Annotated in this window: 14 protein-coding genes; 4 read left to right on the top strand and 10 right to left on the bottom strand. The window is 55.1% G+C overall.

Annotated elements, in window-relative coordinates; translation table 11 throughout:
• Nucleotides 1–24: 24 nt before the first annotated feature.
• Complete coding sequence (locus tag KAJ71_RS02315) at nt 25–393, bottom strand: copper resistance protein (RefSeq protein ID WP_248944525.1); 369 nt, start codon at nt 391–393, stop codon at nt 25–27.
• A gap of 181 nt (nt 394–574) precedes the next feature.
• On the opposite strand from KAJ71_RS02315, the gene flk reads away from it, so the two are divergent.
• Nucleotides 575–1594 carry a flagella biosynthesis regulator Flk gene (flk, locus tag KAJ71_RS02310; RefSeq protein ID WP_248944209.1) on the top strand — a complete coding sequence of 340 codons (1020 nt, stop codon included), beginning with the start codon at nt 575–577 and terminating at the stop codon, nt 1592–1594.
• Here the strand turns inward: flk and KAJ71_RS02305 are convergent.
• A complete protein-coding gene (locus tag KAJ71_RS02305) occupies nt 1591–2043 on the bottom strand; it encodes a rhodanese-like domain-containing protein (protein ID WP_248944208.1) in 453 nt (150 codons plus the stop codon). The genes flk and KAJ71_RS02305 overlap by 4 nt on opposite strands.
• 48 nt (nt 2044–2091) lie before the next feature.
• Entirely contained in the window at nt 2092–3207 is a 1116-nt protein-coding gene (locus KAJ71_RS02300) for an SLC13 family permease (RefSeq protein ID WP_248944207.1), read from the bottom strand.
• 145 nt (nt 3208–3352) lie between these two features.
• On the opposite strand from KAJ71_RS02300, the gene apbE reads away from it, so the two are divergent.
• The gene (gene apbE, locus KAJ71_RS02295; RefSeq protein WP_248944206.1) at nt 3353–4384 is read left to right on the top strand and encodes an FAD:protein FMN transferase ApbE; all 1032 of its coding nucleotides are present in this window, start codon (nt 3353–3355) and stop codon (nt 4382–4384) included.
• Nucleotides 4385–4449: 65 nt separating this feature from the next.
• Here the strand turns inward: apbE and KAJ71_RS02290 are convergent, their stop codons facing one another.
• From KAJ71_RS02290 to KAJ71_RS02260, 7 genes are all read right to left on the bottom strand, one after another.
• On the bottom strand, nt 4450–7593 hold the full coding sequence (locus tag KAJ71_RS02290) for an efflux RND transporter permease subunit (RefSeq protein WP_248944205.1): 3144 nt from the start codon (nt 7591–7593) through the stop codon (nt 4450–4452).
• Nucleotides 7590–9032 carry an efflux RND transporter periplasmic adaptor subunit gene (locus KAJ71_RS02285; protein ID WP_248944204.1) on the bottom strand — a complete coding sequence of 481 codons (1443 nt, stop codon included), beginning with the start codon at nt 9030–9032 and terminating at the stop codon, nt 7590–7592. Before KAJ71_RS02285 ends, KAJ71_RS02290 begins: the two co-directional genes overlap by 4 nt.
• A complete protein-coding gene (locus KAJ71_RS02280; RefSeq protein WP_248944203.1) occupies nt 9032–10288 on the bottom strand; it encodes a TolC family protein in 1257 nt (418 codons plus the stop codon). Before KAJ71_RS02280 ends, KAJ71_RS02285 begins: the two co-directional genes overlap by 1 nt.
• Nucleotides 10289–10298: 10 nt before the next feature.
• Nucleotides 10299–10619 carry a copper-binding protein gene (locus KAJ71_RS02275; RefSeq protein WP_248944202.1) on the bottom strand — a complete coding sequence of 107 codons (321 nt, stop codon included), beginning with the start codon at nt 10617–10619 and terminating at the stop codon, nt 10299–10301.
• A gap of 71 nt (nt 10620–10690) precedes the next feature.
• On the bottom strand, nt 10691–11119 hold the full coding sequence (locus KAJ71_RS02270; protein WP_248944201.1) for a hypothetical protein: 429 nt from the start codon (nt 11117–11119) through the stop codon (nt 10691–10693).
• A gap of 277 nt (nt 11120–11396) precedes the next feature.
• A complete protein-coding gene (locus KAJ71_RS02265; protein ID WP_248944200.1) occupies nt 11397–11948 on the bottom strand; it encodes a hypothetical protein in 552 nt (183 codons plus the stop codon).
• A 10-nt stretch (nt 11949–11958) separates the two neighbouring features.
• Nucleotides 11959–12834 (bottom strand): hypothetical protein, encoded by an 876-nt coding sequence (locus KAJ71_RS02260; RefSeq protein ID WP_248944199.1) that lies wholly within the window; start codon nt 12832–12834, stop codon nt 11959–11961.
• Between the two features lie 151 nt (nt 12835–12985).
• Here KAJ71_RS02260 and KAJ71_RS02255 point away from each other — a divergent pair, with 151 nt between their 5' ends.
• Both KAJ71_RS02255 and KAJ71_RS02250 read left to right on the top strand, forming a co-directional pair.
• Nucleotides 12986–13327, top strand: a complete 342-nt coding sequence (locus KAJ71_RS02255) for a hypothetical protein (RefSeq protein WP_248944198.1) — start codon at nt 12986–12988, stop codon at nt 13325–13327.
• Nucleotides 13328–13415: 88 nt separating this feature from the next.
• A complete protein-coding gene (locus KAJ71_RS02250; protein WP_248944197.1) occupies nt 13416–13895 on the top strand; it encodes an Hcp family type VI secretion system effector in 480 nt (159 codons plus the stop codon).
• Nucleotides 13896–13929: the final 34 nt, after the last annotated feature.

Genomic DNA, 13929 nt, shown 5'->3' with positions numbered 1-13929 from the left:
CACTCGGTTTGACGAGGGATTAACTCATTCACGGAACACGCATAATCGCAGATGCACCCTAAGGGTGGGGGGGGAAATAACGTGTACAGGAGGGTACGGCAGACGCGGAGCGATAATCGGTGCCAGCAGGATCAGCAACATCCCCAGGCCAAACAGCACGTTTTCAAACATCACCGGGGGAGAGGCCAACAACGATTTGGCACTCAGCTCACAGGGAGTCGTGGTGGTGGCCTCTTCATCACCGCTGGCCGAGGATTGGCTAACGCTGACAGTGGGCAGGCCAAGTGCCAGTTGCAGGGTATGCAAACCCGCCATGCGCTGGGTAAGGCACGTCAGTACCACCAGGCAAGCCAGGGTTAAAAACCATTTTGCAATCCGCTGCCGATTTATCATCACGCCCTCAATGCCGTATCTGCGCCTATCTTAGCGGCGCAAACAGGATAAGCAACGATTGGCCTGTAAAGAAATGTCTGGCGAGCGGTATTGATAGCACGAAATTACAGGTATCATAGGCAATTAAGCCTGTGCTTTTCGCCGGGTATGCCGACTTTATACACTGCGAAGGACTGGTGATATGCAACCATTAAGTGGACCTGGCGCTCCTGGCGCAGCCGATCACCCTCCGACCACCGGCAAAGCCCCACCTGCCGACGATCAACCACTCTCCCCGGCCCAACGCACCCAGTTGGAAAAACTGATCGTCAAAATCATGGCCCTCAGCCCGGCCAAATCCGCTGAGATCTGGGCCACGCTGCGTCATGAATTAGGGGCGGATAACCACAGCGAACTGTTGGCGCGTCATTTCCAACCGGCGGAGCAGCTACTGCAAAACCGCCTTGGCGTGGCACAACAGAGCCATGCCAGCCGCCAACTGCTGCAACAACTCACCGAACTGTTGCCTCAAGGCAATAACCGCCAGGCGGTCAGCGACTTTATCCGCCAGCAGTTTGGCCATACGGTGTTAAGCCAGTTGAGCCACCCGCAGCTCCAGCAAGTGTTGAACCTGCTGCAAACCGGCGAACTGACAATCCCTCATCCGCAACAAACGGCCACCAGCGATCGTTCGCTGCTGCCTGCGGAACATCAGCACTTGCAGCTGCAAGTCACCAAGCTCAGCGCGGCTACCGGCGAGACAACGGCCAAACTCTGGCAGACGCTGTTCGAATTGGTCGGGGTAAAAATCAACGATCCGTTGCCCGCACGCCACTTCCAACTGCTCAGTCAGTTTATGCAGGTAAAATTGGCGCTCAGCCCGCAAACGGCCCCAACGCTGCAAAACCTGCTGGCGGTATTGAAACAGCCAGCAGACCAGCAGGAGCAGCAACAGCTCAATGACTATTGCCAGAGCCGCTTTAACGGCAACCTCACTACGCCGTTGACCCATGCGCAGTTGAACGACGTGATCCAGCAGCTGTTTACCCGCCGGCTGGACAAGGCTGGACACGTTCCGTCATTACACAGTGACGTCCAACAGCCATTGCTTAACCCGCTAATCGCCACCCTGCCGCAGCCTTTACAGTCGGTCTTCAGTAGGCCTTTGGCACTGATTGTCGGCGTTATCGTATTAGCATTGGTACTGTGGGCGCTGTTTTAACAGCCGCACTCCGGCGCTTTATCTCGCCCCTGCATCGTTCCCTGCTCAGCGCCGATGGCCACCGGATGGCCATCGCGTAGCCAGAAATCCAGCCCGCCAATCAGCTCTTTGACTCGAAAACCGAGCTTGGCCAACTTGTATGCCCCCTGGGTGGAACCGTTACAGCCGATACCGTCGCAGTAGGTGACATAGACCTTGTCACGATCGAGAGATGAGGTACTGCTTTCATCCATTAAGCGATGGGGAAAGCTCAGCGCTCCAGGAATATGCCCGGCGGAGTAGAGCGCGCTGGCACGGGTATCGATCACCACAATCTCGCTGACGCCATTGCGCAAATCTTCCGCCACGTCCGCCGAGTCGGCGTAAAAGCTGAGCTTAGCCGCCAGATAATCCAGGCTTTGTGCCGCCGTTGCCGGAGGAAAGGCCAATACCAATGAAGAAACGCTCATAATAGAACTCCAATGCATTAGGATTGATGACAAAGTGCTTGAGCCGAATTAACGCAGTAACAGCCAACCCACTAGCGTAGCCCATGCCAGGAAGGGTATCGAATAGTAATGGAACCGCAGCCAGATCTGGCGTTCTCCCGCCATCCGCAGGGCAATGAGGTTCGCCAATGAGCCGATAGCCAGGCCAAATCCCCCGGCATTTACCGCATAGGCCACCAAGGCGCTGGAAGGCACATAGTTCAGCAACAAAATGGTCGCCGGAACGTTGCTGATGACTTGGGATAAAGCGATCCCCAATACATAGACGCTGCCGTTCGCTAGCGACGCAATCTGATCAAACAGCGGCTGCACCGCTGGCAGTTGAGTCAGTAAGCCAATATTGATAAACATGGCGAGAAATACGAAGATCAGGCTCCAGTCGATCTGCAGCAGCACCTGCCGAGCCAGCAGTAGAAAACCGCCAAATACCAGTAACATGCCATAAAACGGTGCGTCCAATTCCAGGCAGATCAGAAAGGCCACATACAGCGCGACACTGGCCAGCAACAGGCGTATTTGATAAGGATAAGGTTGGGTGTTCGGCGCCTTAACAATTTTCCGCGCTGGGAAACTGAACCAGGTGACCACCAGCAAGCTCAGCATCATGATAATGCCGAAAGGTGCCATGCGCCCGATAAACTCCATAAAGGTCAGCGAAGACTTGCTCCACAGCAAAATATTCTGCGGATTGCCAATCGGCGTCAGCAACGATCCGGCATTAACCGCCAGTGCCTGGAAGATGATCAGGCGGCTTATCGGCAGTGAAGAGAGCTTTTTCAGCGTGATGGTCAAAGGGATAACGATAAACAGCGCCACATCGTTGGTGAGAAATGACGACAGCACCGCAGCGGCACACACCAGAAACAGCGCAAGCGTTCGTTCACTTTGCAAAGTGTTCACGATCTGGCGGCCAATAAAATCGAAGTAGCCGCTGACCTCGACGCCTTTAGTCAGCAGCATCAGCCCCAGCAGGGTCATAATGGTACGCCAATCGATCAAACCGGAGAGCGCCCTCAACGGCTGTGGCCCAAAGGCGTACAGCAACATCCCTATCAGCAGCAACACATGCAGAAAACGGTCATGCAAAAATGGCCTCAACAAACTGGTCACCGCATTTGAATTCATGAATTTACTCTTATTTTTCAAGCGAAGGCTGGAAAACGACGTTAGCCGAAGCTCTTGAATTACGCCAGTAAAAAAGCACGTTGCCCTTTCCATTTGCCCTATTTTGTTTTATACCCGTCGTCTTTCCCTGCTTTTAGGATTTTCTATGGCCAATTCCATTGCCAAAGGGCTGCTGCTAAGCGCAGCGCTGATGCTGCTAGCCGCCTGTAACGATGCCAACACTCGCCCCCAGATCGACATCGAAGGCAAAACCATGGGGACGTTCTATAGCGTAAAGGTCAGCGGTACTCTCACCGAGAGCAAACAACAATTGCAGCAGGAGATCGATGCGCTGCTGGAGCAGGCCAACGACGATATTTCCACCTACCGCCCCGATTCGGTGTTATCCCGCTTCAACCAGAACACCACTGCCGAGCCGCAGCCCATCCCCCGTGGAATGGCCGATATCATCCTCACCGCTCAGCGCATTGGCCGTGATACCGGGGGTGCGATGGATATCACCGTCGGCCCGTTGGTTAACCTGTGGGGTTTCGGCCCGGATAAGCGGGCCGTCAAAGTCCCCAGCCAGCAGCAGATCGACGCGGCTCGCCAGCATATTGGTTTGCAGCATCTGAAACTGCTGAGCGACAGCCGGGGTGAATGGCTGCAAAAAGATCTGCCGGAGATGTATGTCGATCTTTCCACGCTGGGCGAGGGCTACGGCGTGGATCAGTTGGTCCGGTTGATGGCGCGCAAAGGCATCACCAACTATCTGGTATCGGTAGGTGGTGCCGTTTCATCACGCGGCGTGAATGGCCAGAACAAGCCTTGGCGGGTGGCAATCCAAAAACCCACCGACCGGGAAAATGCAGTGCAGGCGCTGGTGGATTTGCAAGGCTATGGCATCAGCACTGCGGGGAGTTACCGTAACTATTTCGAGCAGGATGGCCAGCGCTACTCCCATGTGATCGATCCCGTCACCGGGCGGCCTATCACCCATAAGCTGGTTTCCGTCACGGTGATTGCCCCTACGGCGTTGGAAGCCGACGGTTGGGATACCGGCTTGATGGTGTTAGGCACGGAAAAAGCGCTCAAGCTCGCAGAAGAGAAAGGACTAGCAGTGTATCTGATCAGCAAAACCGATGACGGTTTCAGCGCGGTGATGACGCCGCAGTTTAAGGCGTTTTTAGTGCAGTAGGCCTGTGTAATCCCCCCAACTCACCCAAAGGGAGAGATGGGGGTTTCTGCTCGTTACCGTTGAATTTACTCCACTTTCTCACCGGGCTTTTCATCTTTACGGTGCAGCAGCGAATACACCGCCGGGATCACCAGCATCGATAACAATGGTGCACTCACCATGCCGCCAATCATCGGTGCAGCAATCCGCTGCATCACCTCTGAGCCAGCACCGCCGCCCCACATAATCGGCAGTAAACCGGCCATAATGGTCGCCACCGTCATTACTTTCGGCCTGACGCGCAACACCGCCCCTTCGCTAATCGCTGCCATCAGTTGCTGATGACTCAACGGCTGGCCCGGTTGACGATGTTTCGCCAGCGCCTGATTAAGGTACAGCACCATAATCACGCCAAACTCCGCCGCTACCCCGGCCAGGGCAATAAAGCCCACCGCCCCGGCTACCGACAGGTTGTAATCGAGCAGATACAGCAACCAGACCCCGCCTATCAGCGCAAACGGCAGCGTCGCCATGATCAGCAGCGCATCACTCACGCTGTTGAAGGTGACAAACAGCAGCACGAAAATGATCGCCAGCGTCACTGGCAGCACAATCTTCAACTGGGCGCTGGCGCGTTCCAGATACTCAAACTGCCCAGACCAACTGAGGGAAACCCCGGCAGGTAGCTTCACCTGCTGTGCCACCACCTGTTGCATCTCCTCCACTGCCGATTTCAAATCGCGCCCGCGCAGATCAACATAGATCCAATCGGAAAGCCGGGCGTTCTCGCTTTTCAGCATCGGTGGCCCTTCGGTGATGCGAATATCCGCCAGTTCTGCCAACGGTACCTGCCCACCGGTCGCCGTCACCACCGGCAATTCACGCAGCTTTTGCAGCGAATCACGGATCTCCCTTGGATAACGGACGTTGATCGGATAACGTGCGCGCCCTTCAATGGTTTCAGCGACGTTTTCCCCACCCACCAGCGTAGCGACCACCGATTGCAGCTCTTTCACCGAAACGCCGTAACGCGCCGCACGCTGGCGATCGATATCAATATCCACATAGCGCCCTCCAGCCAGGCGCTCCGCCAGCGCGGAAGTCACACCTGGAACCTGCTTCACTACCTGCTCAATCTGGCTGGCCGCCTGCTCAATATCGGCAATATTGCTGCCGTTGACCTTGATACCCACCGGGCTTTTGATGCCGGTCGCCAACATATCCAGACGGTTACGGATCGGCGGCACCCAGACGTTGGCAATGCCGGGTACCTTGACTACGCTGTCCAGTTCGGCCACCAGCTTGTCCATCGTCATGCCGGGTCGCCACTGGTCGCGGGGCTTAAAGCGAATGGTGGTTTCCAACATGGTTAGCGGAGCCGGATCGGTTGCCGTTTCCGCTCGCCCGGCCTTGCCAAATACCGTATCCACTTCCGGCACGGTTTTGATCAACCTGTCGGTCAGCTGCAACAGACGTGCCGCCTCGCGGGCCGAGATCCCCGGCAGCGTCGAAGGCATATACAGCAGATCCCCTTCGTCCAGCGGAGGCATAAACTCGCTGCCCAGGCGGCTGAGTGGGAATAAGGTCAGCACCAGTAGCAGAGCGGAAATCCCCAGGGTGGTTTTAGGCAGTGCCAGCACCGCTGCCAGCAACGGCTGATACATACGGATCAAGGCGCGATTGATCGGATTAGCATGTTCGTCCGGAATGCGGCCCCGAATAAAATAGCCCATCAGCACCGGCACCAGCGTGATGCCCAACCCGGCGGATACCGCCATCGCATAGGTTTTGGTGAACGCCAATGGTGCAAACATCCGTCCTTCCTGCGCCTGTAGCGAAAACACCGGGATAAACGACAGAGTGATGATCAACAGACTACAGAACAGCGCCGGGCCAACCTCCACCGCCGCCTGCTCAGAGATCTGCCAATAATCTTTTGACGTGGGCTGCTGGCCGGGATGGCGTTGCCGCCACTGTTCCAGCACCTTGTGCATGTTTTCGATCATCACAATCGCCGCATCCACCATCGCGCCGATGGCAATGGCTATCCCCCCCAACGACATGATGTTGGCGTTAACGCCCTGGTAATGCATCACCACAAAGGCGCCCAGTATCCCCAGCGGCAGAGTCACCATCGCCACCAGCGCCGAGCGGAAGTGGGACAGGAACAAGGCGCACACCACCGCGACCACCAGGAACTCTTCCAACAGCTTGAATGACAGCGTATCGATCGCGTGCTCGATCAGTTGCGATCGGTCGTAAACTGGCACGATCTCTACACCCGGCGGCAGGGTATGCTGGAGCTGTTGCAGCTTAACCTTCAGCGCATTAATGGTTTCCAGCGCATTCTTACCGTAGCGCATCACCACAATGCCGCCCGCCACCTCACCTTCGCCATCTAGCTCCGCCACACCACGGCGGATTTCCGGCCCTTCACGCAGTTCTGCCACCTGTGACAACAGGATTGGCACCCCTTCACGCACGGTGATCACCACGTTATTAAAGTCGGCGAGTTTTTTCAGGTAGCCGGAGGTGCGCACCATATACTCCGCCTCCCCCATCTCCAGTAGCGAGCCGCCGCCTTCCTGGTTGGCATCCTGAATGGCGCTCACCACCTGCTGATGGGTAATATTCAGCGCCCGCATACTTTGCGGGTTTAATACCACCTGATATTGGCGCACCATGCCGCCAACGCTGGCCACTTCGGCGACGTTAGGCACGGTTTTCAGCTCGAACTTGAGCGTCCAGTCCTGCAATGCGCGCAGATCCGCCAGGCTGTGTTTGCCAGTGCGATCGACCAGTGCATATTCATAAACCCAGCCAACGCCGGTAGCATCCGGCCCTAGCGCCACTTTGACCTGCGGCGGTAGAGAGGACTGCACCTGACTGAGCGATTCCAACACCCGCGAACGCGCCCAGTAAGGATCGGTACCGTCTTCAAACAGAATGTAGACGTAGGCATCGCCGAACATGGAGAAACCCCGCACCGTGCTGGCTCCGGGCACCGTCAGCATGGTGGTGGTCAGCGGATAGGTCACCTGATCTTCGATCACCTGCGGCGCTTTGCCCGGATAGGTCGCCCGGACGATCACCTGCACGTCAGAGAGATCGGGCAATGCATCCAGCGGTGCCTTCTGCAACGCCCAGATCCCCCACCCGGCCAGCAATACCGAAGCCAGTAACACCAACAGACGGTTACGTATCGACCAGCGGATCACAGAGGCGATCATTGGTGGCCTCCTTGCGGCATGATCTGGCTGATGTGCGAACCGTTTTCATCCACGCTAAAGTGGAACATCACCTTGCTGCCGATGCCAATCCCGGCGGGTAAGCCGCCCGCTGGCAGGGTGAAATCCATGGTCATCGCGGGCCATTGCAGCTCCGCGACCGGGTCGTGCGACAGCGTGACGGTATCATTATCCACCGCCTCTACCACGCCCTGCGTCTGATACTGTTTTACCCCCTCTTGTGCGGCCATCTGTGGCAAGGCGCTGCGCATGCTGGCTTCGGAATCAATCAGGAACTGGCCTGAAGTCACCACCTGTTGCCCAGCTTGCAGACCCTGTTTGATTTCTACCCAGCCGTCCTGTGCCAGACCAGCGACCACGTCAACCGGAGCAAAGTGGCCGTTCCCTTCCGCCACCAGCACCCGGTTGCGATCACCACTGCCGATCAGGGCCTCCTGCGGGATAGCCAGCACTGGCTTGGCCCCGGCGTTTTGCGCCAGTTGCACCTGCAAATACATGCCCGGCTTCAGGCGCTGCTGCGGGTTTTTCAGCACGATACGCGCTTTAAAGGTGCGGGTAAGCGGATCGACGTTAGGCAGTAGCTCGCTGACCTCACCAGTAAAGCGTTCACCCGGCCAACTGGCGGAGCTGGCTGCCACCGCATCGCCAACCTGTAACAGCCCGGCCTGCGCCTGCGGGTAATCAATCACCATCCACACCGGATCGAGACTGGCCAGCTCGAACAGGCCCTGCGTCGCAGTAACCTGCATCCCTTCCCGCGCATCCAGCTTGTTGATAAACCCACTCTCCGGTGCGGTAATGGTAATGCGGGCCTGGGGTTGGCCACTGCGTTCAACCAGGTGAATGATGTCTTCAGGCATGAACTGCAATGCCAGACGCTGGCGGGCAGCAGAGGTCAGTGCGCTATCGCCCAGCTTGCGGATCGCCAAGTATTCCTGCTGTGCGGCGCTCCAGTCCGGGATCCACAGCTGTGCCAGCGCTTGCCCTTTCTTTACCTGCTGCTGGCTGGCACGCACGTAGAGTTTGTCTATCAGACCGTTGGCCCGTGCGGCAATCACCTGCACGCCGCGCTCATCGGTGGCAACGCTGCCATAGGCATCAAGCTGCAAATTCAATTCACGCAGTTGTGCAGCCGCTGTACGGACGCCCAGATTCTGCTGCTGGCGGGCGCTGATAGTGACACCACCGTCATCCTGTTGCTCATCGGCATAGCGTGGCACCAGTTCCATATCCATAAACGGCGATTTGCCCGGCTTATCAAAACGCTGGCCTGGCACCATCGGATCGTACCAATACAGCACCTGCCGTTCAGCGCCGCCGTTAGCGGGTTGCGTCGCGGTTCTTTCCCCGGCAAACCAGTAACCGCCCATAGCACCGCCCAATAAGGCGGCTAACAGCGTCAGGCTAAAACGCATTTTCATTACTTTGCCTCCTGCACGGTGAGATAACGAATGGCGGCCCACAGCTGCGCCAATTCACGCGCGGCCTTACCGGCGCTCAGACGACTGTCGAGCAAGGCCCGACGAGCTTCCAACACCGAGGAGAGATCGCTTTTGCCACTGCGGTATTGCGCCAGTTGTAGTGCTACACGCTGTTGTTGCAACGGGATCGCCTGCTGCTGTTGACGCTGCCATTGCGCCTGCGCGGCCTGATACTGCGCCAGCAGGGTGTCTAACTGGGCTTGATGATCGCGGATCAATAACGTCAGTTGATCGTTGGCCTCCATCGAGCGGGAAACGTCGGCGGCATAGTCCTTATCCTGCCGCTGGGAGCGGAACAGGGGCAGATCGACGGTAAACATCACACCCGCCATATCCTCATAGCCATCGGCCCGTTTGCCATACGACACCTCTATACCCACGTCCGGAATGGCGGCTACCTCTGACTGCGCCGAACGCGCCTTGGCCACATCGGCCTCACGGCTGGCCTGTACTACCTCCGGGTGCTGTTTGATAGCCTGTCGCAACAGGTTGCTCTCGGCGGGCAGGCGTTCGAAGCGTGGCAACGGGCCACCGATCCCCTCAACCTGCTGCCCGGTCAACTGGGTCAAGCGTGCCTGGGCGATGGTGACGTCACGCTGAGCCTCACTAAGCCGATCCTGCATTGTCAACAGCGTCAAACGAGCATCAATGACGTTAGCAGCGGGCGAACTACCACTAGCCACTCCGGCGTGTTGAGCGGCAATTTGCTTTTCACTTTCTTTGAGCAAGGCCGTGGCATCCTTCAGCGTCTGCTGGCTCAACGCCAGTTCCAACCAGGCTTGTGCCGTCTGTTGCTGCAAGCGGGCGCGGATCGTCGCGCTGCTGGCTTCGGTTTTATTGGCCTCGGCCCGTAGGGTGTCCGCCTTGCGCTGGCGCTTGGTGCTGCTGACGTAATCCTGCATGATGCCAACCCGCTCCATGGTCATCCCGTCACGGGTCAAACGCCGGGCGTTACCGCCCTGTACCGGCACGTTTTCAATGCCGAATGTAAGCTTGGGATCGGGCAACTCCATCGCCGAATCCGCCCTATTTTGCAGCGCATTCACCTGATGCTGATTGGCCGAAAGTTCGGCTGAATAGCGCTCTGCCGCCGCCAGCGATTGCTCCAACGTCAGGCCGGTTGCCTGCGCACTCGCCGTCCAACAGGCGAGCAGCAGCCAGCCCACCCGCAATGGGTGAGAAAGTCGTCTGGACATGGTGCCCCCGTTAGTCTTGGCTGGCGCTGATGGCGGTCAGCTGATAGCCGCCGTCAACCTGACGGAAGCTGAACTCCACCGCAGTCCCGGCAGCCAAGGCAGGCAATGGCGGTTGGGGCTGAAGGAAATTCATGGTCATCGGCGGCCAGTTCAAAGCAGGGATGGCTGGGTGGGCGAGCGACACTTTCTGCTCACCCCAGGCCTTAATGGTGCCTTTAGAGTGATAAACGGCGGCGTCTTGGCTGGTATGTTGGTGATGTTGCATCTCCGCGGCGGAGACGAATGAAGAGAACAACAAAGAAATGAAAACAGCAGTGATCAAATTACGCATAACGATAGCTCCATAAAATAGACAAAAAACAACTCAGGTCGCCGTCCTGGACGGCAAAGCGGTTGGTTTGGCTATTCACGGAAGCGGCAGAAGACGATCTCTGCCGGCGGGCCTGCTATTGGAGGGGTTTGCCAATCGAGGCGTGAGAACTGTGCCTGGGGCTGAGGGTCGGCAACCAACAGCTCACTGTTAGCAGGTAATACCGCCGCCAGGGCCAGGTTGCCGTGATCTTGCTGCGCCGAATCTGGTACGCAGTGCTTTTCACACAGCGGCCCTTCGGCCTGCATCATGTTATCGGCTAGCGGATCGGCAGCCAGCATATGCATCATATGCTGCGCGGCAGGTGCCACAGCAGTGAGTTGCAGGTTGCAGTGATGGTTGGCGATCGCCAGTTGGCTATTTAGCAGTAGCCAGCAGACGGCCAATAGCCACACACCAGCCCGCTTCTTGGCGAAGCGCAAGCGATGCATAGATATTGAGATGGACGCCAAAGCCGACATGCAAAAATTCCACAGTAAGAAACTGCACCGAGTATATCGGCAGAAAACCGTCACAGGAACGGAATTTACACCCGCTGACAAAGCGGACTCGGAACGATCCTGTTAACGGGAAATTCTTTGATTTCAGTCAACTATACTCGTGCATGAGGCAAAGAATTTGGAGTAATCGTCTTGCTGATATGATGGAATTACGGGCGCAGCATGCAGCGCCCCTACACGGCAAGGCGGTTGCGATTTGTTCGTAGCTTATCTGGGCAATGAGCTTTTTGCTCGCTGCTTACTTAATCGCCTTCAGGGCTTCGAGACAATCCTCCCCAAAATCGGGATCATCTCGACAGGCCATAGGCATAGGGAAGGCTTTAATCACTATGGTTTCACCATTTCGTTGGCAATCGGCACGCATAGGGTCTACGTCCTCTTTGGCATACAGTGCCATTTGCGTGGTAATTTCAGCCCTAGGAACAATGTTCTCATAGGAAATAGAAGGTGAATCCAACATAGTATCAGCATCGATAAAAATATTATCTAATTCTCGCCCCTCTAACTGCCAACTGATCAGCTCTTTACCCTCCTGCCAAAAAACCACCCCATCCCGGTGTTTATCGGAAAACTGGTAGCCAATCACACAAAAGTGATTGTCTATATTATTATTTTTCCTCATCATCATGCGGTATCTCATAGGCAAGAGATAGTGGTCTTTATAAGGGCTGGTTTGAGTGATTTTAAAACGCTTAATCACCTTAAGATCATAAATATAGCTGCCTGTTCTCTCACTAGAAAAAGAGGATAATGCGAATAACCACCCTATCAGGAACAATACCGCTTTCATCTTTTCTTCCTTACTTACGCCCGTTCGGATCGCTAATAAAAGCGGGAGTTAATGAGAAAAATGTCTGACCTTGCAAACTGAGTTCTGTTTGAAAATTAGAACCAGGGGAGCCTTGTCCAGCCGTACGCCAACTATAAAGAGGTGGTATATGCTGGATGCCAGGATTGTTCCCTGTGGCAACATCAAGCGCACCTTGATATAGCTGCCGAAAACTTCGAAGTTTTTCACCCATCCCGGTCCGGTTACAGGCAATCATAAATTTGCTGATTCGATCAGCGCTTCTAGCATCAATATTAGGATAGTCACCAAATCCATCGATCTGCCCCCTAGCACCAATCACGCCAAACAGGTTTAGGTTGCCACGGGCGATATTGAAGTACTGCGGGTGTGAAAACGCCATACGGTTATAGATCACCTGGCGCATATACTGCATGGCCCTCACCGCATCCTCCAAATTGAAGGTCGGTTTCTCAGGGGTTATCGTTTCCGACAGGAACACGCGCAGCAGCGCCAACTCATCGGCGGAGATATTGGGCGGAAAATCTAGCTTGCGGTAGGCGGTGATCTTTAGCGGATGGATACACCCCATGGGCGAAGCCACCGCGGCATCGCAAAAAAAATCCTCATCCAACTGTGAGACATAGGCCCGCAGCTCATCCTGGCCGCCAAACACCACGCTAACCTCAATATCCTGCTCAATATTATTGTTATCGGCCCTGATGACCCGCACGCTGACATTACCTCTTATGGCTCTGACGGTGAGGTGCTGCCTGTTAGGACCTAGCCCGTGCACTTTAATCGCCAGAGGTTGCCCCTGCACCACATACAGCTCATCATTCCAGCTTAGGGGCCGAATGTGGCTGCGTGTTCTAAAATAAGCCGCCATGTTAACCTCCTTGTTAGGCATTGCTATTAACACACCATAGCAAGAATTAGCGCTAATTCAATACCGTTTTCGACACCTCCACGTCATTAGCTTGCGATGCTTATCCAGAATATTGGTAACACTACGGTCTACCCGCGATAAAAAAGGAGACATGCGCCGAACCTTAGAGATTTTATTCTCGTCTGTCGTTGCTACCATCCATTATTTGTTTTATTTTCCCAATGGACTAATGGAAAATAACATCAATCTCATGAATGGATTACCTATGAAGAATTCACCTAAAAAGAAGACGATAGATAACAGTCAAAAACAGGAACTGCTCTCGCAGCTTAAATCTCCCCTGCTAGACAGCCCAATGGGGGATGAAGAAAAGTTGGGTGTGGTCATGATCATTGTGTTATCACTACTCGAATGTACCGGTTCCAGTAAAGTGGCCATGCGAACATCAAACGGAAAAACCCTCACCATTGAACTCGCTAACGACACACATTGAATATCGACAGTTCAACAAACTAAATCATTTCTTATTTTAAATTAAGCCCTACCTGACAAAAATCCCGTCCACCTTATAAGGAAATAACATGGCAAACCTAATCAACTTAGCGTTAATAGGCAAGACGCAAGGGTTAATTTCTGCGGGCTGTTCAACCATGGATTCCATTGGCAACCGATTTCAACAGGGCCATGAAGATCAAATCCAGGTTCTAGCGCTGGATTATCTGATGACCAGAGAGCAAAATGTTATCCACCACCCTTTAGCATTCACCAAGCCGATTGATAAATCCTCGCCATTATTATGCGTAGCGATCTCCACCAACGAACCGCTGACGGCAATATTCTCCATCTACCGTACCAATCCAGCGGGAGTGCTTGAGGATTTTTATGGCATCAAACTCACCGATGCCACCCTGGTTGATGTCTCCTGCACGTTCCCTAACTCTCTGGAAAACAATAGCCTAATCCCTAGCGAAAGAGTGTTATTGCGCTACAAATCAATTAGCTGGGAACACAAGATCGCCGGCACATCCGGCTATAGCATTTGGGACGATCGCGTTTATTGAACTTGAGAAGCGTTAGGCGAAAAATCGGGCACCT

Origin of the sequence: Serratia silvae (genome assembly GCF_023282985.1) — a bacterium.
Taxonomy (GTDB): Bacteria; Pseudomonadota; Gammaproteobacteria; order Enterobacterales; family Enterobacteriaceae; genus Chania; species Chania silvae.
The sequence above is the reverse complement of the archived record's forward strand: the minus strand, read 5'-3'. Positions and strand labels throughout refer to the sequence as shown.

Coding starts and splice junctions, on each gene's coding strand:
- KAJ71_RS02305 (WP_248944208.1), bottom strand. CDS start 2,043: ATGAGCGTTTCTTCATTGGTATTGGCCTTTCCTCCGGCAACGGCGGCA.
- KAJ71_RS02300 (WP_248944207.1), bottom strand. CDS start 3,207: ATGAATTCAAATGCGGTGACCAGTTTGTTGAGGCCATTTTTGCATGAC.
- apbE (WP_248944206.1), top strand. CDS start 3,353: ATGGCCAATTCCATTGCCAAAGGGCTGCTGCTAAGCGCAGCGCTGATG.
- KAJ71_RS02255 (WP_248944198.1), top strand. CDS start 12,986: ATGCGCCGAACCTTAGAGATTTTATTCTCGTCTGTCGTTGCTACCATC.
- KAJ71_RS02285 (WP_248944204.1), bottom strand. CDS start 9,032: ATGAAAATGCGTTTTAGCCTGACGCTGTTAGCCGCCTTATTGGGCGGT.
- KAJ71_RS02315 (WP_248944525.1), bottom strand. CDS start 393: ATGATAAATCGGCAGCGGATTGCAAAATGGTTTTTAACCCTGGCTTGC.
- KAJ71_RS02290 (WP_248944205.1), bottom strand. CDS start 7,593: ATGATCGCCTCTGTGATCCGCTGGTCGATACGTAACCGTCTGTTGGTG.
- KAJ71_RS02270 (WP_248944201.1), bottom strand. CDS start 11,119: ATGTCGGCTTTGGCGTCCATCTCAATATCTATGCATCGCTTGCGCTTC.
- KAJ71_RS02280 (WP_248944203.1), bottom strand. CDS start 10,288: ATGTCCAGACGACTTTCTCACCCATTGCGGGTGGGCTGGCTGCTGCTC.
- KAJ71_RS02265 (WP_248944200.1), bottom strand. CDS start 11,948: ATGAAAGCGGTATTGTTCCTGATAGGGTGGTTATTCGCATTATCCTCT.
- KAJ71_RS02275 (WP_248944202.1), bottom strand. CDS start 10,619: ATGCGTAATTTGATCACTGCTGTTTTCATTTCTTTGTTGTTCTCTTCA.
- flk (WP_248944209.1), top strand. CDS start 575: ATGCAACCATTAAGTGGACCTGGCGCTCCTGGCGCAGCCGATCACCCT.
- KAJ71_RS02260 (WP_248944199.1), bottom strand. CDS start 12,834: ATGGCGGCTTATTTTAGAACACGCAGCCACATTCGGCCCCTAAGCTGG.
- KAJ71_RS02250 (WP_248944197.1), top strand. CDS start 13,416: ATGGCAAACCTAATCAACTTAGCGTTAATAGGCAAGACGCAAGGGTTA.